The organism is Methylomonas koyamae (assembly GCF_001644025.1).
Classification (GTDB): Bacteria; Pseudomonadota; Gammaproteobacteria; order Methylococcales; family Methylomonadaceae; genus Methylomonas; species Methylomonas koyamae_A.
Genome location: NZ_LUUK01000177.1, coordinates 86,838 through 111,440, shown reverse-complemented (window position 1 = coordinate 111,440; position 24,603 = coordinate 86,838). Strand labels below are relative to the sequence as shown.

15 protein-coding genes are annotated in these 24,603 nt (G+C 51.9%); 9 read left to right on the top strand and 6 right to left on the bottom strand.

The window, feature by feature from the left end; translation table 11 throughout:
- Positions 1 to 129: 129 nt before the first annotated feature.
- Genes traA through traN form a run of 8 tightly spaced genes read left to right on the top strand, consistent with a single transcriptional unit; the run spans position 130 to position 8,927 of the window.
- On the top strand, positions 130 to 429 hold the full coding sequence (gene traA, locus A1355_RS14775) for a TraA family conjugative transfer protein (protein ID WP_020482839.1): 300 nt from the start codon (positions 130 to 132) through the stop codon (positions 427 to 429).
- Positions 430 to 440: 11 nt separating this feature from the next.
- The gene (locus tag A1355_RS14770; RefSeq protein WP_064029459.1) at positions 441 to 698 is read left to right on the top strand and encodes an RRXRR domain-containing protein; all 258 of its coding nucleotides are present in this window, start codon (positions 441 to 443) and stop codon (positions 696 to 698) included.
- A complete protein-coding gene (gene traC / locus A1355_RS14765) occupies positions 695 to 3,109 on the top strand; it encodes a type IV secretion system protein TraC (protein ID WP_064029457.1) in 2,415 nt (804 codons plus the stop codon). Before A1355_RS14770 ends, traC begins: the two co-directional genes overlap by 4 nt.
- Positions 3,099 to 3,416, top strand: a complete 318-nt coding sequence (locus A1355_RS14760; protein ID WP_064029455.1) for a hypothetical protein — start codon at positions 3,099 to 3,101, stop codon at positions 3,414 to 3,416. The genes traC and A1355_RS14760 overlap by 11 nt, the downstream gene beginning before the upstream one ends.
- A 4-nt stretch (positions 3,417 to 3,420) precedes the next feature.
- Positions 3,421 to 3,939, top strand: a complete 519-nt coding sequence (gene lepB, locus A1355_RS14755) for a signal peptidase I (RefSeq protein WP_064029584.1) — start codon at positions 3,421 to 3,423, stop codon at positions 3,937 to 3,939.
- Between the two features lie 28 nt (positions 3,940 to 3,967).
- Positions 3,968 to 5,116: a TrbC family F-type conjugative pilus assembly protein gene (locus tag A1355_RS14750; protein ID WP_419866218.1), complete on the top strand. Its 1,149-nt coding sequence runs from the start codon at positions 3,968 to 3,970 to the stop codon at positions 5,114 to 5,116.
- Positions 5,113 to 6,144: a TraU family protein gene (locus tag A1355_RS14745; protein WP_064029450.1), complete on the top strand. Its 1,032-nt coding sequence runs from the start codon at positions 5,113 to 5,115 to the stop codon at positions 6,142 to 6,144. The genes A1355_RS14750 and A1355_RS14745 overlap by 4 nt, the downstream gene beginning before the upstream one ends.
- A complete protein-coding gene (gene traN, locus A1355_RS14740) occupies positions 6,144 to 8,927 on the top strand; it encodes a conjugal transfer mating pair stabilization protein TraN (protein ID WP_064029448.1) in 2,784 nt (927 codons plus the stop codon). The genes A1355_RS14745 and traN overlap by 1 nt, the downstream gene beginning before the upstream one ends.
- A 16-nt stretch (positions 8,928 to 8,943) precedes the next feature.
- Here the strand turns inward: traN and A1355_RS14735 are convergent, their stop codons facing one another.
- On the bottom strand, positions 8,944 to 9,216 hold the full coding sequence (locus tag A1355_RS14735; protein ID WP_064029446.1) for an HU family DNA-binding protein: 273 nt from the start codon (positions 9,214 to 9,216) through the stop codon (positions 8,944 to 8,946).
- 195 nt (positions 9,217 to 9,411) lie between these two features.
- On the opposite strand from A1355_RS14735, the gene A1355_RS14730 reads away from it, so the two are divergent.
- Positions 9,412 to 11,979: a DNA phosphorothioation-associated putative methyltransferase gene (locus A1355_RS14730; protein ID WP_064029444.1), complete on the top strand. Its 2,568-nt coding sequence runs from the start codon at positions 9,412 to 9,414 to the stop codon at positions 11,977 to 11,979.
- Between the two features lie 14 nt (positions 11,980 to 11,993).
- On the opposite strand, the gene A1355_RS14725 is transcribed toward A1355_RS14730, so the two are convergent.
- The 5 genes from A1355_RS14725 to A1355_RS25750 are packed head-to-tail and all read right to left on the bottom strand — an operon-like array spanning position 11,994 to position 24,438.
- Complete coding sequence (locus A1355_RS14725) at positions 11,994 to 13,937, bottom strand: hypothetical protein (protein WP_064029442.1); 1,944 nt, start codon at positions 13,935 to 13,937, stop codon at positions 11,994 to 11,996.
- The gene (locus A1355_RS14720) at positions 13,934 to 16,330 is read right to left on the bottom strand and encodes a sensor histidine kinase (protein ID WP_064029440.1); all 2,397 of its coding nucleotides are present in this window, start codon (positions 16,328 to 16,330) and stop codon (positions 13,934 to 13,936) included. Before A1355_RS14720 ends, A1355_RS14725 begins: the two co-directional genes overlap by 4 nt.
- A gap of 49 nt (positions 16,331 to 16,379) precedes the next feature.
- Entirely contained in the window at positions 16,380 to 21,797 is a 5,418-nt protein-coding gene (locus tag A1355_RS14715; protein WP_064029438.1) for an FtsK/SpoIIIE domain-containing protein, read from the bottom strand.
- A complete protein-coding gene (locus A1355_RS14710; RefSeq protein WP_064029436.1) occupies positions 21,797 to 23,317 on the bottom strand; it encodes a hypothetical protein in 1,521 nt (506 codons plus the stop codon). The genes A1355_RS14715 and A1355_RS14710 overlap by 1 nt, the downstream gene beginning before the upstream one ends.
- Positions 23,314 to 24,438, bottom strand: coding sequence for a hypothetical protein (locus A1355_RS25750; protein WP_197471815.1), 1,125 nt, complete (start codon positions 24,436 to 24,438; stop codon positions 23,314 to 23,316). The genes A1355_RS14710 and A1355_RS25750 overlap by 4 nt, the downstream gene beginning before the upstream one ends.
- Between the last annotated feature and the right edge of the window lie 165 nt (positions 24,439 to 24,603).

Here is a 24,603-nt window from a genome sequence, read left to right as displayed (position 1 = left end):
CATCATCCCTTTTCACCGCAGGCCACACCATCTGCGAGATTCAGCGGGCAACCGCTTAACAAGCGCCGGAATTGCATTTCCGAGGCCGGACGGGCAACTGTCCTTTTCTTAACAATCGAGGTCGTTTGAATGAAATCGTCCACTCGAACCGGGGTCTTGGTAGCCCTGGCATCGTTATTTTTTATGTTGATGGCATCCGACGCCATGGCCGGTGCCGGCGGTACCGAGTTCAACAACGTCTGGACCTTGCTGACTGGCTGGGTCGAAGGCTTGCTCGGCCGCATCATTGCCATCGTGTTTGTCATCGTCGGTCTGGTCGCCGGTGTCGTGCGCGGCAGCATCATGGGTTTTGTGCTCGGGATTGCCAGCGGTGTCGGCCTGTTTGCGGCACCGACCATCATCACCAACATCGTCACCGCGACGATTTAAGGTTGTCCATTATGACCGGTGACTTATCGGATACCGAGACTGCGATGGGCAACCGTCGCCCGTCGCGCTGCCTCAAAGACGGCAGAACCGTTCAGGTTCAAGCCGCCAATGGCCACCCGCTCAACCCCTGCCATCCAGCCAGGGCGCGAGAGTTGTTACGCAAAAAACGCGTGATTCGGGTTTGCCGACATCCCTTTACGATTCGCCTGCATGCCGAGCATCAGACCGAAGCCATGCAACAACTGTATGCCGAGGAAACCACCCCATGACCACCGCGCAACGCCCCCGTGCCGATCAGCTGTTCCCGATACTGGCTTATGAATACGACCATCATCTGTTCTTGATGGCCGATAGCAGCATTGGCTTCGGCTTTCTATGCCGGCCGATGACGGGTGCCGATGCCAGTGTTTCCGCGCGGGTCAATGTGTTGCTGAATCAGGACTGGCCGCCCGAAACGCTATTACAAGTTTCACTGTGGACCTCGCCGGACATCGAAGAATCGCTGGCCATAATGCAGACCCGACGCTTGAAGCAGCAAAAGCCGACCTATAAAACCATGACTCAGGCCAGTATCGATTTTCTTCGGCGCGGCACCCACAAAGCGCCGGAAGCGATTTCGGGCGCCCGATTGCGGCGCAGCCACATTCTGGTCACGGTCAAACTACCGATGGCCTCCCCCCGGCCGAGTGAAGCCGACATCCGTCGAGCCAGCGAATTGCAATTGGCCACCCAGCAATCGCTGTCGACCATAGGCTTGTATCCGGAAATATTGGGAGCCGATCAGTATGTCCGCATCCTCAACACGCTGCTCAACTGGCAGCTCGATGCCGGCTGGAAAGACCGCGTCGTACCCGAATGCGATCCGACCCAACTGATCCGCGACCAATTGCTGGATTACGACAACGCGCTCGAACTCGATGAAAAAGGTCTATGGCTCGGGATTAAACGCGTCAAGACTTTATCTGCCAAACGCACACCCGATCATTTTTACTTTGGCAGCGCCAAAAGTTATCTGGGCGACATTCTGTCCGGTACCCGAGGCATTCGGCAAAACACCTTGCTCAGCTTGACCCTGCATTACCCGGACGCTGAATCGACCCGTACCCACCAGGAAGGTGTGCGGCAATTCATCACCAACCAGGTCAATACGCCGATTGCACGCTTTTTACCAGTCCTGGTGCAGCGTAAACACCATTTCGACGTGTTGTTCGACGCCTACCGCGACGGTGATCGGCCAATCCGAGCCTATTTCGGCGTGCTGCTGTTTTGCGACGAAGCCGAAGAAGCCGCAGCCGTTTCGAATGCGCGGGTGTATTTTCGGGAACTTGGCTTTCAACTCTTGGAAGACAAGTATTTCTGCCTGCCGTTTTTCCTGAATTGTTTGCCGTTTGGGCCCGAGCGTTCAGCGATCGCCGATCTAAAACGTTACCGCACCCTGGCCACTCGCCATGCGATTCCGTTGTTACCGCTATTCGGCGATTGGGCCGGCACCGGTACGCCGACGTTGAATTTTGTGTCGCGTAACGGCGAACACATGGCCGTATCGCTGTTTGATACCACTGGCAATTACAACCTGTGTATCGCTGCCGAATCGGGTAAAGGCAAATCGTTTCTGACCAATGAAATCATCGTCAGCTACCTGACCGAAGGCGCACAAATCTGGGCGATCGATGTCGGTCGCTCCTATGAAAACCTCTGTGAGGTGCTGGAAGGCGATTTCGTTAAATTCACCCACGGCTCCGGCATCTGCATGAACCCGTTTGAAATCGTGCAGAACTTCGAGGAAGAAGCTGACATGCTGGCCGGATTGGTCAGCCAGATGGCGGCACCGACCGAGAAACTAACCGATTTCCAGACGGCTGGTCTGAAGCGGATATTAAAACAACTCTGGACCGAAAAGGCTCAGGCCATGTCCGTCGACGACATTGCCCGGCAGCTCTGCGCTGAAAACGATCAACGTTTAAAAGATGTCGGCGAACAGTTGTTTCCGTTTACCACTCAAGGCGAATACGGTCGCTACTTCAATGGCCACAACAACGCCAAGTTCACCAATGACTTTACCGTGCTGGAACTAGAGGAGCTCAAGGGCCGCAAGCATCTGCAACAAGTCGTATTGCTGCAACTGATCTACCAAATCCAGCAGGAAATGTATCTGGGCGAGCGCAACCGTCCCAAGATCGTCATTATCGACGAAGCCTGGGATTTGCTCACCGAAGGCGATGTGGCCAAGTTTATGGAACATGGCTATCGGCGGTTTCGCAAATACGGCGGGGCAGCCGTGACCATTACCCAGTCTGTGAACGACTTGTACCGCAACGCCGCAGGCCGAGCCATCGTCGAGAACTCAGCCAATATGTATTTGCTCGGTCAAAAAGCCGAAGTCATTGAAGGCATGAAGCAGGATCGACGATTGCCACTTTCGGATGGCGGCTACGAGTTACTAAAAACCGTACATACCTTGCCCGGTGCCTATTCTGAAATCTTCTTCATCACCGAGATGGGTTCCGGTATCGGCCGACTGATCGTTGATCCCTTTAAACGGATTCTGTTCTCGACCAAACCCGAAGACGTCAACGCCTTGAAGCAACTGCGCCGGCAAGGTTTGAGTCTGGGCGATGCCATTCAACAACTCATTGACAGCCGCCAGTCTAAAACACGGGAGTTGAATCATGGACGCTAAATCACAATGGCTCAGCACCGTTTTAATCGCGGCTTGTCTGGGATGTCTCGGTGGCTGGTTGGCTGCGCAACAGCAATTACAACAGCCCTTAGAACGCTTGAATTTGGTGACGCCGGTATTCGTGTTCGACAGAGCCAAATTGATTCAATCGATACCGCCCAACGCCAGCCAGGAGCAAATGGCCAAGATCGTCGATGACTGGCAGGGCCAAGCCAAAAAACTCAGTGATGCGGGTTATCTGGTGATCGATTCGACTGCGGTGGTGGCTGCGCCGGAGGATGTCTATGTTCGACAAGCCGGACGCTAAACGTATGAACAAACCACGGGCCCATTCTCGACCGCGTTTAAGCCAATTTCTGCTCAAGTCGGTACCAATTTTGTTACTCGTGCTGGCCGTGGAGCGCTATATCGGTCAACGCTTTCTGATCGGCGGCGACGACCAGGTCGATCGCTGCCTGCCGGACAAATGGGTGTACCTGATCGACACTCACAACAAAGACATCTGGCGCGGCGACTTAATTGCCTTTCGCGCCGAGCGCATGGCACCGTTTTTCAAGGATGGCCAGATCATCGTCAAAATCGCCGCCGGCGTCACGGGCGACACCATTCACGTCGATCCGCAGCTCACCACGATCAACGGTGAACGGATCATAGATGGCTTGCCGTTGACCGAGAAACTCCAAAAGCCGGCTACCCGTTTTAACCGCCATGAAACGATCCCACCCGCCGCGTATTGGGTGACCGGGCAAACCGACAAAAGCTTCGATTCGCGTTACTGGGGCTATGTCTACGACCATCAAGTCATTGGACGGGCCTATGCGTTGTTTTGAGCTCCCACAAAATCCTTGGCGTCAGTCGGTGGTCTGTTTGCTCTGCTGGTTCGGTGTGCAAACGATTCAGGCTGAAGAAGCGTGGCTGCAACGCTCTCAGGCGATTTTGAAAGCCTTAGAAGGCCAGCCTCGACCGGAGTGGTTGTATGGTCAGTCGGAACAGTTGGATGTAAAACGTCATGCGCAACAAGTTATGGAAGCCTCGAAGACGATCCAAACAGAGGCGCTATCGACAAGTGGCCTGCCGACAGTCCCTTTGAACAAACCACTCACGCAATTGTTTGTGTCCTTCTCGCTGGGTGAGTCCGCGCTGAAAGGCATCTTTGAAGAAGCCGCAGGCCGAGACGATGTGTTGCTGGTGTTTCGCGGTCCAAAGCCCAGCCAAAAACTACCGGCGTTGATGGCCGACCTCAAACGCTTGCTGAAAGGTATTGATCCTCTGCCCAACATCGTCATCGATCCCACCCGATTTCAGCGCTGGTCGGTTTCATCTGTGCCTGACATCGTCGTCGAACAGGACGGTAAAACCAGTTTACACGTTCGAGGTGTCGCCAGTCTGTCTTGGCTGGACGAGCAACTCAAAACCGGCAAACAGGGTGATTTGGGAACCTTGGGCGATGTCGGCGAGATTGCTGAAATCGACTTGCTCGAAGAGATCAAACGCCGGATGGCGGCCATCGACTGGAAACAAAAGCAACGACAAGCTATTGAGAGATTTTGGGGACAACAAAAATTCGAAGACTTACCCACGGCTCAGGCCGATCGTGAACGGATCGTAGATCTGACCATCACCGCCCCGCGCGATCTGACGGCACCCAATGGACAGCTGATCATCCGAGCCGGACAAACCGTCAATCCGTTGGACAAGATGCCGTTTGGCTTATGCCTGATGGTGTTCGATGCCACGGAGCCGGCTCAATTTGAGCTGATTCGGCATCAGTCCTGCCAGGACAAACAGGCTCGGATCATGTACTTGGCCACGTCGCTCCCGCGTCAGGAAGGTTGGGACAGTTTCAAGCGTCTGGAGACCGCGCTTCAGGCACCGGTGTATCTACTGACGCCAGATGTGCGCAGCCGATTTCAATTACAGCATGTGCCGGCTGTCGTCGAACAATCCGGTAACCGTCTGCTGGTTCATGAACGGAAACTGCCTGCCGCAACGGGAGAACGATCATGAAACGATTCGTTTTCCCTTGGGTGTTGGGCGGTTTGATAACACTGGCAACTCCGCTTGTTGCCGAAACCACTACGAATAGCGTCGATCCGTTGTGCTCGGACGCCGAACTGTGGTCCGGCAAGCTGATCACCGATATTTGCTGGAGCTGTCTGTTTCCAATTCGGGCCGCCGGGGCATCGTTGGGCGGCGGTAGCGTACCCAGTATCGCCACCGACGAGAAGTTCTGTTTTTGCACCGATCCGATGGGTATTCCGGAGCTTGGCATGACCATGGGCCTGTGGAATCCGGCCCGGCTAATCGAAATCGTCCGCAATCCGTGGTGTTCGCCGGCGCTGGGAGGCCATAAGTTCAGCGCCTCGAACGTACGTTTGATCGCCACCACCGGCAAAGCCGACTTCGATGCCAGCGAGATGGCGTTTTTCAATTACCACTATTTCGCGTTTCCCTTGACCATTTTGCTGGATCTGTTCTGGGATGGTCGCTGCAACAGCGATGGCTACCGGGATTTCGACTTGCTGTACGTCTCGGAACTGGATCCGACCTGGAACAACGATTTACTGGCGTTCTTCACCAGTCCCGAAACGGCGCTGTTTGCCAATCCGGTAGCGATTTCGGCGTGTGTCGCCGATGCCACGGCGGCGGCAACTGGTAATCCATTGGATGCCTTGTTCTGGTGTGCCGGCGCCTGGGGGCATATGTATCCCTTATCCGGCATCTCGCCGACCAGTTACGGCACCGATCCACGTATCACCAGTTTGCTGGCCACGCGCGCTACGGCCTCTTTGCATCGCCGTGGTCTAGCCTGGAAAACTTCAGGCAACGATGCCTTATGCGGCGGCACCATCTATCCCTTCATCCCCAAATCCCAATACCGGCTATCGATGTTTTATCCGGTCGCCGAAACCAACTCCAATCACGCCATCGGCGAAACCACTTTCAAATGGGGTGCGGGGCGCACGTATCCGGGGCCAGGTGAAGATCATCTCTACCTGCTGTGGCGCTGGCAGGACTGTTGCGTGGGATTGTGATGGAAGCCAGGGACTTATTCGAACCTCAGCGGAGGTTTGTCCAGACACTGTCTGGAATATTGTGCGTGACCCTGGCCTGGACACCGTTTGGTTTATCCTGGGCCGATGCGATTCAGGCCGCCGGACGGGATGGCCAACAGCTCGGACAGCAAGTACTGGGTGGTTTTGCATTTCCGGTCGACACCGGCAATGGCACACTGACCTTGAATCCGGGGACATCCCAGGAAAGCGCCATTTCGATCGGCACGCTGTTTCCGGATACGAATAGCACGTCAACCACGACCAGCGATTTTGCCAATCTCTACGGCAATAACCCCGGCACACTGGCGGCGGGTCTGGATGCACAGACCGCCCTGAACGGCGAATCCAGCTTCACCGGCGAAGCCTATCGCACCTTGATCGACAACGCTCACCAGTCGCACCCGGACTTACAAGCTGATCCGATCTGGCACAACGGCGATCAGGTATTCAGCGACTTCACGCCGTGGGCCCAATCGTTTTCGGACTGCACGACCATCACGACCCAAACCGAAACCCAGCAATCGGTGCGGGTACCCGACTATCAGCTTTGCCTCAGGCAACCGACGGTACCGCAAAGCTGCACGGCCACGCATCAAGTCAATGTCGAGCCTTTGATCCGCTTCGTCAGTGGCGACGGCGGCATGTCGAGTTGCGGGTCGGGTTGCATGGACTTGTATGTCGGCCGGGTCGGCGACAACTACTGGTCGGCCGGATGCGCGGTGTTTACCTGGCAAGTGACCTATAACGTCCTGCATCCAGAAGCGATCGTCAGCGCGACACTAGAGGATGTGGAGTTCGACGACCATGCTCAAGTGTATTACGGCGGCAACCTGATTTATACAGGCTCCACCGGCTGGGGCGGCTCATGCGAACTCAGTAATAGCTGGGTCGACCATCCCAATCGCGACGTCACCTATGCCTTCAACAGTACCGGCCATAAAGTCTTCAAACAAGACACCATGGTCGGCGGTAATGGCGAGGGCTATTCGCGAATACGACTGCGTTATGACTTATCGAAGCTGATCACCCAGGACGAATGGAGCTGGAGCGGACCCAATTGCCAAAACTTGGCCAATGCGATCACCGACGGCATTTGCCGGGCTGGCAGCCAATTGAGTTGCACGAACGATCCCGCCAATGCGTCGGGTTGCTACGTTGATCCCACCGCGCAAGTCATGGTCTGTGGTTCCGATTTAGCCCAAGCCCCGGTGGCCAGTTCGACGGGGATTCGCAATACCTGTATGAATATTCAAGCTTCAGGGAACTGCGATTTGAATCAATACGGCCAATGCTGGATCGATACCGCAGGCACACATTGTTTGGAACCACCGGCGAACGGAATCCCCAACAAGACCTGCGCGTCATTGGAAACCCAAGGCTGCTCGTTCATCAAAAGCCAATGTACCAGTGTACTAGCCTCAGGCACCTGCTGGGACAGCATCGATACTTATGACTGCGGGCAAACGGTGGGCATTCCCGGCATTCAAAGCAACACCCAACAGCAATGTGCCGGGCCGATTCGGTGCATGGGGGAAGACTGCATCACCGTGAATCGCACCCAGAGTCAGGATTTCAGCAAGGCGGTCGCCTTACTCAACAGCGCTCAGCAAATGGCGATGGACTTGCATTGCGACTACGCCAATGCCGATCTACAGCAAAAGGATCCGACCACCTGTCAGGTATTTCAGGGAAAACCCGCCAGTTGCAAAATGGTCGGCGGCGCGCTCAGTCTGGTCGATTGCTGCGAAACACCCTCGGGTGCGATGGGGCTGGGCCGTTACATTGATTTGCTGATCGCCACCAGTCAGATGGATAGCGCCGTCATGGCCATGGACAGTACCTCGGCGATTAGAGGCGCCTGGGAAACCATGCGTACACCATTCACGTTGGCCGGCGATGCCTGGAACAGTTTTCAGGCGGATTTTGCCTCGACCGTGAATGACTTGGTCGGCACTGACATGCTCAGTACCAGCGATGTTGCCTCGCAAGGTTTACTGGATTCACTCAAAGGTGAATTAATGAAGTCCGTGGCGGAATGGATCGGCCAGACCTTTGGCGAAGCGGCCGGCAATGCCTTGTTCAGCGCTGGCGGTCAGGCTGCCTTCGATTCGGCGGGCAATCTAACCCCGGCCGCGGAATCGGGTGGCGTCGAGTTGGGTGGCGGTGCCGCGGTTGCCGGCGAGTTGCTCAGTACCTTGATGACGGCCTATACGGTGGTGATGATCATCATCATGATTATCCAGATCGTCTATTCCTGCGAAGAACCGGAGTACGAACTCGCAGCGAAGAAACAACTGAAGGTCTGCACGGACCTTGGCACCTATTGCGAAAGCAAGGTGGCTGGTGTGTGTTGGGTGCGCAAGGAAAGTTACTGCTGCTACAACTCGCCGCTTGCGCGCATCCTCAACGAACAAATCAAACCGCAGCTGGGCATGGATTTTGGCACGCCGGAAAGTCCAAGTTGTACCGGCATCAAAGTCGCGGATCTGGACCGTGTGGATTGGACCCAGGTCAATCTGGACGAATGGTTGGCAATTCTGGCGCAGACCGGGCATTTACCGACCGCCGCCAATGCCGCATCCATGCTCAATCTGGATCAACTCACCGGTACAGGCAGCCGACTCAATCCGCAGAAATACGGTGCGGCCTCCAGCGGACGACAAGACACATTAACCCGGACCCAAGGCCGCATGACCGATCTGGATGTCCCTACTGTTAAACGGCAGTCGGAACTGGAAGGCTGGGGCATGGGACCGCAATAAACTCGCAGTCAAGAACCTACTGAACCGCGTCTTTCAAGGCTTTACCGGCTTTGAAGGATGGCAATTTGGCAGCGGCAATCGTAATCGCTTCACCGGTTTGTGGATTGCGGCCAGCACGCTCGGCGCGTTCTTTCACTTCAAAGGTGCCAAAGCCCACCAACGCTACTGAATCATTGGATTTCAGAGCAGCTTCGATGGATTTGGTGATACCGTCCAGTGCGCGGCCGGCGTCGGCTTTAGTCAGGTTGGCGTGGTTGGCGATGGCGTCGATGAGGTCGGATTTGTTCATAAATTAGGTGTAGGTTTAAGATAAAAAATTGATTTAGATACGATAAGCTACACATCTGTAGCAACAGGGTGATAGGTTGTAAAAAGCGGTTAGCAATATTTCAATTATGCGTAAACTGCATATGCCAAGGGAAGGTAAATATTATGGATTAATGGCCGACAACCCTTCAAATAAATTGTAATATGGCTTAAACCTATGCTCGGCAAAAAAGTTCTAAACAATGTTTATTGGCATTACAGTCTAACGGATTCTCAACATTACGAAATACAGCAGACTGTCAAGGCCGCCGAGATTTTGGCTCATTTAAAACCGGGCCTTGATTACAACGTCATCAAGTATGACGGCAAATCAAGCATGCTGTCTTTGCTTTGGTATCCCAATTTCTTCGAAGAGCCATTCCCTGCCTTAGAGACGAGTTTTCGGATTGATCTGACAACGCAAAGAGTCGAAAAGCGCAGTTATCAGACCTCGTTAAATCCGCCGATCTTACATCGCAAGGAATTATTACTGAGCCGCGATGCGCCAAACTATCAGCAATTTACCCAATTAACCGAGACCGCCGAACAACTGGGGCTATTCGACGACACAATCAGGATTGGCTTCAAACAAGCCTGGGACGCGTTAATCCGCGAAAAAGGTTTTCAAATCATCGATTACCAATTTCTGCCGATTGGCAATGATGAATCCACCGATAGCCTAACATTTGAATCGATTGAAAGCACAAGCATTTCCAGGCACCTGACGGCGCTTTCCCGCAGTAATTTATCCGCGCCGATGCAATGCCTGGCGCGTCACGGATTTTTAGGCGGCTCGCTAACCGTATTCGATTACGGTTGCGGCAAAGGCGACGACATTCGTAATCTTTCGGCAAATGCCATTCCGGTGTCCGGCTGGGACCCGCATTACGCAGCTGATCAACCCAAGCAAGCCGCCGACATTGTCAATTTGGGCTTTGTGATCAATGTCATCGAAAACTATCAGGAAAGACTGGAAGCATTGAGAGGCGCATATAACCTGGCTAACCAAGTGTTGGTGGTTTCCGCCATGTTATTCAACCAAAATGCATTTAAAGGCCAGGCTTTTAATGATGGCGTCATTACTCAGCGCAATACCTTCCAAAAATACTATACCCAAAGCGAGCTCAAAGAATTTTTAACGGGTTCCTTAGAAACGGACGCCATTCCTGTCGCGCCTGGCATCTTTTTTGTATTTAAAAATCAAGATGCGGAACAGCGGTTTTTGCTCGGCCGTCAACGTGGCCAAAGTAATGTTTTACGCTTGTCGCATAGACCCGCTACACCCGCAGAGCCAAAACTGTCTCGAAACGAGAAGAAATATCTGGCTTACAATCACCTTATCGATCCACTGTGGCAGAAAATTCTGGAGCTTGGGCGGCTACCCGACAAATCGGAAATCGATTCGCTGATCGAACTCACCGAAGCCTTTGGCAACATCAGCAAAGCCATACGCTTTACCCTGGAAAACAACGAAGAAGCGCTATTCGAGCATGCCCGACAAAGCAAAATCGAAGACTTAATCACCTATTTCGCGTTACAGGCCTTTTCCAAACGCAAGCCGTACAAACATTTAGAATCGGGGCTGCAAAAAGACATCAAGGCCTTTTTCGGCGATCATCAAAATGCCATCGAAACAGCCAGATCGATTTTATTCAAAATCAGCAATGCCGAGCTCATTGCCGAAGCCTGTCAACACGCGACAGAGCAAGGCCTAGGATTTCTGGATGAAGGCGAGGCTCTACATCTGCACACCAGCATGGTTCAGGAACTGCCGGCTTTGCTGAGGATATACATTGGCTGCGCCACGATTTTGTATGGTGATATCGAACAAACGGATTTAATAAAAATACATATCCAATCCGGCAAATTAAGCCTGATGCGTTACGACGACTTTGAGAACCAGCCTATCCCACGCTTGCTGGAGCGAGTCAAAATCAATTTGCGAGAACAAACGTTCGATCTATACGAGTACGGCGACGCATTCGTACCCACCAACCTGTATTTAAAATCCCGCTTTATCAACGAGGAGTTCCCGCACTTCGCCAATCAGCTAAATTTTGATGAGCAGTTAAAAGCATTAAATTTATTTGACCTGAGCGGCTACGGCCCCCAACCCGAAGAGTTTCGGCAGACCTTAGCCCTAGCTCGATGGGAAATTGATGACTTTGAACTGATTCGTAGCCGTTCAATACCTGATCTAGATGTCCCATGCGGACAATATTTTACTTACCGACAGTTGATTGAATGCGGAGAAACCCAAGCGCGTATTGGACTTCCAAATCTCCCAAAAGAAGCAGATAGCTACAACGCACTTTTTGAACTGGCAACGAAAATATTGGATCCGTTAATCGACTACTACGGCATGATAAAACTCACTTATGGTTTCTGCTCTCCAGAACTCAGCAGACATATCAAAGTGAGAATTGCTCCCAAATTGGATCAGCATGCAGCGCACGAACTAAACCGCATGGGAAAACCTGTATGCCCTCGATTAGGTGCTGCAGTGGACTTCATTGTGGAAGGCGAGGATATGAAAGAAGTGGCTTACTGGATTATGGCAAATCTACCTTTTGACAGGTTATATTTTTATGGACCGGATCGTCCGATCCATATAAGCTATTCAGCAGCAAGCAATGCTGAAGCATGGGAATTAAGGTCACTTTGCAATGGTAAAATTGTTCCCCGTTCTTTTAAACTTGCCTCAGCAATCCCCACTCCGATGAGTAACTTCCAAAACGAAATTTAGCCTAACTGGCTAGACTAGCTATCAGATTCAATGTGAATCTGTAGTATCAGACCAGCTTCTTTTGTTTTATCGCCCAGTACATCCTCAAAATCAGCTCCTTTAACAATCGTGGCAACCTTGTCAATCTTTGGCTTCTTCTCGTCGGAATTCGGCTGCTCCTCACCAAGTTTGAGCAACCCGGCGCTACGAGGCTCACTCAGGGGCAGGTCAAGCCCTTGAAAACCTGACCTGAATATCTGTCGAATCCGGGTCTGCTCCCTGAGTGTTTCAAACATTCTTTTACTCTTACTCGCCACATTTTGAAGATCCAAGCTGAGTAAGATTGCCGTCAAATCTTCTTCGGAGTTGGAGTCAATGATTGCCGTCGCAAACTTTCCCCTCCGGGGAATCAGTACGTTTCCGGTGATAGTTACACCATCAGGCATTTCGATCCGCTCTGTGCCGCCTTGTTGTAGAGGTAGAAAAAGATTTGCCCGAAACTTCAATGATCTAGGGAGTGGGGCAAGCTCTCCAACCCGTCCGACATTGCTGAGAAACTGCTGGCGTAAGCTGAGCGCAGCCCCTTCCCGAAGCCGTGCAAACACCGCCACGTCGCCACGAACCGGGTGGATCAACCGCTTTATCTGAGCCAAATTTATCGTACGGAGATCACCAAAATTCCAATCAATCTGAAAGCGGCGGCCTTCGTCCAGCGTTACCACCGGAGTAGTCTTTGCTGTCACGGCTAGGTCTGGCTTGGTTATGTCGATTTCCTTTAGCGCCCCTGCCACTAGTAATGCTGTAGTCAGTCCATCTTTCCGAATCAGATCACATTCTGGAGAAGCGACGAAAAAAACGAGGTCAGTCCGCCCCGAAAAGAAACCGCGAGGCTTTATCTGACCGCGTGGGTTTGGTCCCAAGATGTCGCCAAAAGTGATCGGCCACTCAGCGCCGGTCGCATGGCAGCGTCGTTTAGGATTAACGAAGAGGGTCTGTTCTAGAACCGTGTAGGTATCTCGGTCATTTGAGATCATCAATGGGGCTGGAGCGTCCGCAATCTCATCAAGTCTGCTCGCCGCATCAAGTACTTCGCTATGAGACTCGATCTCGTATTGAAGCACACGATCAAAGACGTCAAGCAAATAACTCGAAGTGTTTAGACCTTCAAAGCGGAGCAGCATACTCCGAATGTGCTGCAAATCGTCGATGTCGATTTTACGCAATGTTTCAGTGGCTGTAGAGACAGCTTCAATAGCCTTTTTCTCCCAAGTTTCAACAAATTTAGCTAACGCTTGACTATCTGAACGATGAGATGCAAGAGTGAGGATCAGCCCTTCCATCCTTCCTACTTTCAACAAATGATTTTTTCTGACATGTCGGAAAGTGGAGGCATGGAGTTGCACATCTTGGCGAAACTGTTTCGCCAAATCATCTATCCCTGGCACTTGCGACATTAGGACTATCGAAGGAAGAGGATGGTCGCGGCGGCAGATTATCTCTTTGAGACGATCGACCGTCAGCTGGCGCTCTGCTGCACCTTGTTGGATACCGAGGAACAGGTCAATAATGATCAAATCTGCATCAATGGCTGCCTCGACAAAATCTCTGCCGCAAGTTTCAAAAGGAATACCCAGTGTATGTAGGGCGGTTTCTACTGTCTCTAGGAACGGGCGGTTGTCCTGAATTTTTTGCTCGTAGACGTCAAACAGTCCGCCGAGCAAATCCTGAATTCCCCCACGACCTTGCCAAAGAGCGTCGACAAACTCTTGATTCGATTTTAGCTCCTCCCGGTTTTCTGGAACATAATCGGGAAACAATGCAACAATTCTCCCTGCTTCATCGCCTTGCGCATCATCAAACAGGATATCCCAGCCATCCTGATCGAGGAGTTCAGCCACCTGAGGAGTCTCGTCATAACCATCATCGACGATGATTGCGGAATGTATCCCTGCATCGAGTACCAACTTCTTATCGCTCAAGACTCTTCCCCGACAACCAGATAATCAAAGGTAGAAAAACGTCCTTCGTCATTGAATACATCCTGATCTAACATCAAAGATCCACCATTGTGTTCCGCCGCTTCGCGGGCGATGTAGAGGCCGAGGCCTCTACGCCGACTTTTGTCTTTAAGTGAAAAAAATAGATCAAAGATACGATCCTTATACTGTTTTGAAATTCCAGGCCCATTATCAGACAGGCGTATTCGTGGCGGATTGTCTTCGACCGAAACCGTGAGTTCTGGCTTGAAAGACATTTTTCGCTGCCTCTCAACATCCATCCAATACAATGAGTTTGAGATTAAATTTTCGATAACCTGAACAACCATTCCTTTGACCGCAGATACCTGTACCGACCGATCCGGCAGCAATACGTTTAGTTTGACTTGATGACGAGCAAACTGCACTTCATGAGCTTCCAGAATCTCACTCAAAAGATCGTTCAAATAGAATCGCTCTTTACGTTGTCGCCCAGTCACGCTGAGGGGATCGAGGATTCGTAGTCGCTTGCTTATGCTCGTCATCGACGCTCTCAGACTTTCAAGTCGGCGACGGATTTCTTCAGGGACAGTTTTATGTTTCAGGCTGTTTAATACATCAAGTGCGTCTTCGGCCGAACGTGTTAGTTCATGGGCAACAACCTCCACCATCAACCCAATCCCAGCCATAGCAAGCATCTCATCTGCATCTTTTTCCATGTCAGCAATTCGTTCTCGAGCTTGGGCAGCATACCGCGCGAACTCCTCTCTCATCAGCTCGAGCTCTTGGACAACCTCCCTATGCTCCGGCGGTATAACTTTTCGAATTGACTGAATTGCCGTCTTCATCCTCTTTTCGAGATCTACAGTCTTAGTTTCGTCGACAATGAAGAGCTCCTTGGCGTCTTTCTGCTCCCGAGTAATGCGGTTCATTTCGTCTCGGAGACGTTCGACAGAAAACTGAACAGTCTCTTTCAGAATCGCTTCTTCAGGCGTTTGCCGTAGGCCTTCCCTATTTGTTTGGTCGATAAGTTGGGGGTTTTGCAGACGACCGATCTCAACTTGCCCTACGAGCTGGATTCGATTAAGCGCGTAGCCTTTTGAAGCGAGAGCAGTCTTGTCCAGTTCAAGCCAATCGTCATCTTCAGAGCCGTAGGGATAGACACGGAATCCATCTCGGTATAAGCGAACGCCCATCCATTGATCAAGTAGATTGCGCAAAGCCTGATACTCCCCCGTTGATTTGCCCTTGCGCAAAATTGAACGATTGAACCAATGAAGCTCGAAATCGAAAGGTCCGACACTACTCAGCGCGGTATAGTCAATATCACGCTTGTTCATCCTCCGGCGCTTTGCCTTTGGACCAACTAGCGCACCATGTAGAATATCTGCTGTAGCAGTCTCGATGCTGATTTCGCGTGGGTGCTCAAAACCGATATTGTTCAACTCAATCCGAAGCTCCAGTTCCGGGCCGTCATTGCCCATGCGATATTTGCCACGAACTAAAGCATTGGCGTGAGACAGAAAACTCCTTTCAAGCCGTCGAATGTTGATCCTCTTGCCATTCCAGAACACGGCAAGGCGTTGCCCTGAGATCTTACCTAAAGGATTCACAAGCAATGAGAAGTCGTCAATCGCAAGACGATCGACGCGCTTCTCACTCCAGTCTGCGTTTAATTTTTCGATTCTGATTTCTGTGCCACTGTAATCAGGATCGTCCTTCTTCATTCCTGTTCTTGGTTTGACATCAATGTCTTCAATCATTTTTGTAGCGTCGTCGAAATCTGACCAGTCGATATCGATGAGATTGTAATTGCTGTCATTCAGTCTTGCTGTGCATACTGAGAGACGCTCACCAAGCCGCATCGCTGACAAGCGCCCTATGCCTTTCTCTCCGAGAAAGGGGGCATGCGATTTGCCATTGGCAACAGCTGCATCGATCTCACTCTTTCTGGACGAAGTTCCGATTACAAGAAACACGGTGTCAAGCTCAGTCAAGGACATGCCAGATCCAGTGTCCGAAATTGTGATCGAATTCAGTCCGTTGATATCCTCGAGAACCTCCAGCAAGGCTTCGAAAGTATTGGATTCATGAATGAGCGTATTGGCTTTTTTCCAGTTATCTTCTGCTTCAGTGTTGAGCTTGTCTAATAACTCATACTTAAATGCATCAATATCTAGATCATGGCTATATTCTTTCTCCTCTATCGCGTTGCGGATCTGCGACTTTGATTCTAGGTAGTCCCGATGCCCCATAACAATATCGAAATTGATCGTTATTCCGTTCTTAGAGCCCGCATCGATCCCATTTTTGATGAGTTCATAAAAAGCAATGGCATCAGAGCTAATTAGCTCTGAGCCAAGTTCTAAAACAGTTCGTGCAGTAACCCTGAACATATATGATCCATAAATCAATAAATTTTGTGTTGCGCAGTATTGCTCTAAACTATTTCTGTTTCAGGCACAAATCATTAGAACATTGGCTAATTGCTTCTACGACTGCTCCTATATCTTCATCCGAAAGAAATGGAGCTTGAGCAAAAATAAGGCCTTGTTCCCCATTCAACTTCGCAGCTAAATGACCTTTGCCAAGCAGTAACTCGGCTCCAGGTCGATCAAGAGCGATTTTAGATGTTGCCTCACTGGCTACCTTGAGAATTAACCGGTTACCTAGGTTTTCCCGAAGCTGCATAGGCATCACATCCTTATCTGGGCGTTGAGCTGCGAAAATTAGATGAATCCCGGCCGCGCGAGCCTTGACACCTAGCCTTTGAACTGCTGCTCCTACTGCCGCCTTGTAGCCATCATCAAGCATCCAATCAGCAAATTCATCATGGACAAGAAAAATCATTGGAAGTCTGCTATCAGGTGTGGCTTTGGCGTTGTAAGTAGCTAAATCTCGTGCTCGGGCTGCCGCGAATGTCCGGTAGCGAGTTTCCATCTCCTCGACCAATCCAGCAAGAACCTCGGCAGCGCGCTCCCGCGTAGTAACCATCGGCTCGCGTAAATGGGGTAAGTTCTCAAGAGCAACGTAGTCGACCCCCATCTTGGGATCGATCAAGACAATCTGTGCTAATTCTTTAGGATTGGTCGCGGCTATATCCAGCAAAATGGCTTGGATTAAAACCGATTTGCCACTTCCCGTGGCTCCCGCAACCAAAGAATGGGGTTCATGAGCCGCTAGGCCCCCGAATTCCCCTCCCAAATTGAGATAAAGTATGGAGCCGCTGATCTCTTGGAGGCCGAGGATGAAGGAGGTGTTAATTCCAGCGGCGTTCCTATTGAGTTTTCTGTGCGCCCAAAGATCCCACATGGAAACCGACTGCCTTTTCTCACTCGCCAGTGTAATCACAATCTCCCCTGGTTTTGGCTGAACTGTGACCAAACGAAGTGCATGTGTTGTTAATAGCTGTGTGCGCTTTGTCTCTATGTCCTCGACGCGTAAGCGGTCAGATCCAGCCAGCCTAATCAGACAGCCATTGGGGGTTAAGCGTGTCCCTAGAACAGAAGTCTGTAAGCCGTAGCTGTTGAGTGCTGTCTTCAGTTTTTTAGTAGCTTCTTCGGCCCAAGATTCGCGCTCATCCTCCGCAGCGAACAAGCTGGCGGCCTTTAATGAAACAAGCCGTGCAAATTCGGTGTGACCGTGTTCGAATTCGGCGAGTGGATTTTCGTCGGATACAGTCGGCTTAAACTCCTTTGGAGTCTTAAGCGGTGATGTCTCGACGGTAGTATCGGGAGGCAGCTGAACAGGAGTCACCTCGTTTCTTACCTCTGCGTAAGACTCGACTACTGGCGTAAGTCTCTCAACCATAGCGGACCATGCCACTCGAGCCGCTGGTAAACGAGGATCGGATAGTGTCCATGGGGTCTGAAAGCCAAAGGACTCCCTGATTGGTGTAGGATCTTCTTTGCATGAGTAGGCTTCTAAAAGCCGACGCAGATCGGGTCTGTCAAAAACTTCTTGCCACGCATCGATCCCATCAGAATTATCCAACAGCAGTCTTTCGGATCCTGGAGACTGTGTGGTCGGGTCAGAGGAATGAATGAAGATATGCGAATAGCCTCGCAAGGAGATTTTAGCTTCTCCGTCCCTCAATTTAGCCCGCATCCTTTCAAGTAATTCCGCACATCCTGGCGGGATGTCAGAGTCGATGAGCAGATCGGCTAGCCTAGAGAGCCAGAGATCTCTATCGAGGCGACCAGGATCGCCGAAAAGCGCATCCCGAAACGTGCTTAGCGTAGCCAGAAGCTGAGCTTTAGAGGATCGTCGGGCCTCCGCAGCGCCATGCACTGAGACATATTTGGACTCAACAACGGCCACATGCAGCAGTGGCCCGTCGTCAGACTCTTCCACGCAAAGCCCCAATATATCGGCGATTCTACTCTCCCGCTGAGCTAGCCAGTCGGCATAGTCATCCAGCAGAAAATAGGCGGTGAAAGCTGGTCGCGCTCCATTGCCGGCAAGTCCTTTCAGTTCCCGCTCGACGAGATACCGACTCATCACCAAGCCAATCATTTCTCCAGCGGACACGCCTCTTTTCGCCGCTCGCAGGACAATATCTCCCGAGATCGATAGAGCGTCTCTTTTGGCACGATTGGTGACTTCATTGAGCTGGTCGGGGGTTAGCGTCACAACTTCTTCTAGCCGCCGTCGTAAAAGAACGCTTAATAGACGCAATTCCGATGTGGAGCTCACAATCATATTTCGGCCGTTTGTCGTGGCTCGTCTATAGCGAACGACAGTGATTCCGTTGGCCTGTAGCTGGCGCTTGTCCAATAATTCATCGTAGGTGGCGACCCATTCTGCCAGAGAGTGCGCGTCGTCCAAAATCTCGTGAAGAGCTTCGCTTTGCAGGGAAATCCTACGAGCAGGAAGATACTGGGTGTTCAGGGGGGCATCTAACTGCCTCGCGACCGAGGCGACAGTATTCACATAAGCCCAGCCAGACGCGGTCTGGCGCGGACATGTGAGAAAAGTCGTCGATTTAAGCTCGTTCTCGCCGGAGACACTGCGGTAAGACCATCGAGAAGGTACGTGTTCCAAATTCGGGCGATCGTTACTCCAATCGACGGAGATCCATTCCACTACAGCAGTCCTGGAAATGACATCGTGCAAAAAGGCGATATCGAAGGGTCGGAACCCCGCAGAAGAGGAGGAAGGCGGTGTCGATGTTGCGGGTATAGCCGACATGCGCAGCTTTGATATGAAGTTTTCCGAGGTCTCACTGACCACAGGAAGGTCGGGATCATCGCTAGCCTTGGCGACAAGTTCCGTATAGACCCGACGCAGTTTTTCCGGATCACGATGCCGCACAGAGATATCGCATTGGAACCCACCATTAGTTTGCATCCCGGCGAGTTCACGCACGACGGACACTGGAAGTTCGGCTGCGTCCGAGTTATAGAGAAGTATGCTAAGGTTGGCAGCCTCATGTGGCTGGAGTCCAACATAGCGTTCCATGAGTTCTTTTACCTGCTTTGCTGCTATGCTGGGATCCACGTCAGACATTGAACTATCCTCGCCACGAATGGGGCGCTCAAGAAGGCTATATCCGTTGACCGTACTAGTTTCAGAAACCAAAACCGCGCTGCCACCACTCGTAGCGATGGCAATCTCCGGATAGAACGGATGGGCTAGCTCTGCCGAAAACTCTCGAAAGAAGATATTTCTATCTCCAAAGGAAACGGCAGTTCCGCCTAACATATGAGAGATCAAACCCGCTACTCGGCGGGTTTTGACAGCAAGAGCTTTCATCCGCTCAGGATGCCAAGGAGGGATGATGACACAAGGCTGGTCTCCCAAAACGCGGACTGTGCCGATGGAAATGGTTTCGGAAACGAGCTTTGACCGACAGATATCGCCTCGAGCGTGGGTCAGTAACGCCCTTAGAAAGGTCGCAAAAGAGTCAGCTTGCCGCAAAACAGCCTCTCCATGCAGTCCCGTTTCAATGAAGTCTTTTACTGCCTGACTATAGTCAGCCTCAAAAACGTCCCAAGCACTCCGCAACTCATCGCGTTGCTCCGAAGTTAGACGACTCTCTGAGGCTAGTCCGTTGATCGCGGTCTTGATCACGTTCCGCAAGCTTTTCAGTTTCGAAGACGCTGGCACCAAAGAGCCTGCGTCTCTCGAAAACGTAGCCTCGATCGTGCTGGTGTCAAGCAGCGACACGCTCTGCACACCCCCTTTTTTGCTTACCATCCGACGAGGAACCTCGGTGCAGGCAACCGTGCCTTTTTCTTGGAGACGACGCATGTCATCAAGTAGCGAAAGCCCGATCGACTCAGACCTGAATGTCCAGAGTAGCTGAGTCTTTTCCAAGATAGTTTGACTGTCGCCACGGCCCTCAATGAGAGCGACCTCGAATTTAATTTGGATAGCTTGGCGAGCCAGTGAAACGACTTTTTTGAATTTTTTACCTCGGATTTCCTTCTCTTTAGCGGCGAATAAAGGGAATTCGAAGATTGGATCAGGTAGGTTAGTAGCTCCTCGTATGGCCGGCCACTCGACCTTATCCCCCATTAAATCACGTAGGCCTCGATACATCAGAGAAAAGAAAGTTCCGACATCATGGTTGAAGCGCTCACGCAACTCCGTTCGGCCTTTACTAACAGTGAGTCGAAGGAACCTCTCTTTCCCGGAAGCTGAAAGTCCGGCCCTAGCGATCAGGCGATGAGTGACGGTGGCTAAGCCGTCTAGGAAGTCATTGCATTCAATTGGCTTACCGAAGATAAATTTTTCCCAGCGCGAATGCAGTGCCGGGTTTTGCTCCATATAGCGGCGGTGTAAATCGAAAAATGACTCGTCGTCTTCGTCACTTCCCTCCGATCGACGTTCTCTGCCCTTAAACTCGTCCAAGTAAGTTCGCCAGCGCTCTTCTAGCAAACATTCCTCATCACAATCGTGTTCGAAAAAATGCAACGTCGCCTCGGCAAGGCCAAGCTGCCTGGCTCGGGGTTTATCGAATATGTGATGGACCCCGTCTTGCTCCCATTCAAAAACAGCCAAATCTACCGCAGTCTGTGAATTCCCGGGAACAGCCTCAATGAATGCTTTGATCGTGTCTTGCGCAGACTCGGCTATATCGTCGACATTTTGCTCGAAGCGCTCACGCATCTCGTCGGCGTCCAGCGGTTGACCGTTTGGCCGAAGCCTTTTCAACAGAGGGGCCCGTGTTGCATAAAGTTTTTCGAAAGCCTTGCGCCAAGACGTCGAAGCTGAACTATAGGATTTTGTGTTGGCGAAGAGCAAGGTGTCTCGAGGAAGACCAACGCAGTGAAGCGCCCAGCCCAAAGCGTGACGGATGGGATGCCCGTGTGATGTCGTGGCTTCGCTGATCATGCAGCAGTATTCCGCCAAATCGTTCAGAGAGAGTTCGGTGGCAGCTATAAGTCCTTTCAGAGCCGCGCGAAAGATCGCCCGATCTTCTGGAGTTGGTGACATGCCGGCTACATGACAAGACGCTTCAACCCATGCATCTTCATTGGCTCGAAGCTCCTTAGCTCCAAGAGCCGAAACGTGGCCCAAAGTGTCGGCCAGGTTGTGCTCGTTCCCATTGGCTGTGAGCAATGCCTCTCGGGTCGTGCCTCCGTTTCTAACAGCCCCAGCGTTGAGGCTAGTTAGCGCTTGTATCGGAAGATCCTCACCCTCAACCAAAGTCATGGGTATACGAAGATCAACCCTGCGAGCCAAATCGGGGTTAGCGAGAATCTCCCGCACCACGGCAGCGATCTGGGCAGGCGATAGCTTGTCGAGCCTGAACAGGGCGGTACTCTCGTCTCCGAACAAGTCACCTTGGCGCGCTTCGTCCAGGCGTCGGCGCAGGATGTCAGCGCCCACGCGACCAATGATGCGATCCGTCAACATCAATTTTTTCCTCTTGCAAATGGATTCTCAACGAATGAACAGGAATCCGAGAGTCTGCGAACGAGGCCGAGACTCATAAGACGGGACTCTAAGTTTTCGCGATTGTCGCTAAGGGCTTCCTGGTCGATTTGATCCTCTCGTATCAGATGTCCTCCTTCGGTGTCGCCTATCACTAGACCATATCGGCGCTTGGCCTCATGGAGAAAATCGTCAAACTGCATTCTCTCGTCGACCATGGAAACGACCAAAGTTTTAAGCAAGCGATCATTAGGAGCGTAGCGATAGCGGCGAGAAAGCCTTCTAGAGCTAAGGCCTATGGCGCGCGACCAGGATGCGTGAATCTTGCCAAAATGCTGTTCGTGCCTAGCGAGGGCCTTTTCAGTTAGCACTGCGGCCATCTCTTCACCAGTCATCTGGCTATAATCGTTGTCCTCGTCACTCTCCGCAGACGGCCATTGAAAGCGGTCTCGCAACGCGAGTATGCATTGTGTGCTCTGATCGATTGAGGACAATGCGTTCTCCCATTCCGGAGTGAGCAGGAAACTTTCTATTGAGGCTCGAACCGCCCTCAAAGAAAGTGACTGATTTGCTTGGTAGCACTCAGCCGAAAGAGCTCGAACCTTGCTCCTCTCACGAGAGACGATTTCGCAAACGATCTCGACCGGGTCGGTGTCTCCCACTTCTGCTTTTGAGCAGTCGAGGAAATAAAGCAGAAGGTTAAGTCCGGCGTTCGAGATGAGATGCTCCAAGGCATCATACATGGGCATGTCACGCGAGAGGATAGCCAGCCAATCGTCGCAAAGCCTGTCAAACCGTGAGTGCGTGCGATGTGGCAGATACCCAACTGCCCTCGGTTCTGGTGCATGCTGAGTGTCTCCTTGCAGTGCTCGAGCGAGGCGATTGAGGGGAGAAGAGGAGACAAAAAGACGCTCGACGAGCAATTGACCGAGCAGGCGACCATTGACAGATCGACATAGCATCAGATAAAGCAGCTCCCCCGTCCTCGCGAAGAATCGCCGATCGTTCGTGGCGCTTGATGAATCGATGCGCAAATCCTCGTAAAGGGCATCCGGCCCGAACGGGAAAATGAACTTGGAACTCCAGCGCTTGTTGCTGCGAGCCTCGAAAGCGGAAGACCTTAGGAGTTCGATCGCCTTGGCAAAGTCATCAAAGGAGAGGAAGACTTCACGTAGATAGTCGATATTCTCATCACCATGTCCAGTTGCTTCGGCTACAAACAGATCTCGCCATTGCTCCCACTTATCGCTGTCCGATATGGTGCGGTCGCGAACAGTCTGGACATAGGGATTGTTAAACAGCAAAGAGCGTAATCGGATCTGTCGCTGAGGCTTGTAACGAACTTTATCGCCAGGAAGCTCAATCAAGGGGGCGTCCTTGTTAGAGCCGAGAACTCCCAAAAACTCCAGGACTGCAAAATGTGGGAGCTGCTCGTCGTAGAGTCGATGTCCCCAGATATGTTCGTCGACCGTGAAGTCGACGTTATCGATCCGCTCCCTCATATTCCAACCCTAACTGCAATTGGTCTCGAAAAGCCATGGCCATTGTGCTCGATCTCGATAAAGTTAAGATAAAGAGTCCCGTCATCGGGAAGAGGCTCCCCATCTAGTTCCAGTCCGGATCGGAATAGTTCGGCTTGGCGTAGTAGCCGTGCCTTGAAGGCCATCAAGTCTTCCAAGCACTCGTTGGAAAAGCTCGCCGGCAGGGCTCCTTCGGCAACTCGGCAGAGAAATTCGAAACGAATGGGGGATAGGAGGAGGGAAACCTCGTCGCTTGCTCCAAACACGACCGTGATATCAATGCGGGGTTGACCGGTAATTTCGTCCAATTTAATCGCCATGCCTAGGCCGCCAGATACTTTCCGTGCAGGGAGTTCGCTATCACAAAGTACGCTAACTTTTGAATGCGTAAAGCCTCCAGAACTAGCGACAAATATCTTATCTGTATTCTCTAGCAGCAAGCCCGACATAATCCTGTTAAGTCCTCGCGCTAGGCGGGCGCGGGCAGACTCTGCGATAGCTTTTCGTTGGACAAGGGCCGCAACCGTTTCCAAATAGTCTCCGGCGAAGCGAAACGCAGTCAGGTCCCAGAATCGGAAGTCCGGTTCAGTCTCGGGAAGAGTGAAAAATAGGCGCTGGCGCTGACTCTCCATGCGCTTGAGGAAAGCCGAAGCGCCCTCGTCAAGCCTCGCCCCCTCATCGCCCTCCAAATATCTCCTTTGGGCAGCTAAATACGATTGCGTTGCTCCATAAAAGGCGTCGGACGCTACTAGGCGGGCGAAGGCATCTGAAAGCTTGCTGTCGTCGGTTCCATATACGAGCAGGCCATCTATAGCATTCGAAGTCTCCTCCCCAATTCCAAAACCAGTCAATACCCGAAAAACTGGGCGAGATAAAGTTCTTCGCCTAGGGAGATTCGCGCCAAAAACGTTCCCGTATATACTGCCGTTCTCGACGGATCCCGCTTCCTGAATTCTGACGATATCCGAGCAGGACATGAGACCTTCGCGTGCGGTTGGATGACCTAGGATCATGTTCGCGGATAAAGCTAGCAAATCGCGAACTGGTAGATGGGCGCCGTTGTATCTAGCAATCTCAACCAGATCACCTAATCTCTTGGCCATTCGGCGACCGTCGTTCTCGCCAAGTAATCGCCTACGGTTTTCGGAAATTGGGCAGACGCGCCCATCCATATCCAGGGAACAGCTCAAGCAATTTGACCAAGCGGGATGCCTAGAGACGGCGTCGAGTGATTCTTCGAGCGAATGTCGGTGGGCAGTCTTGCTCAA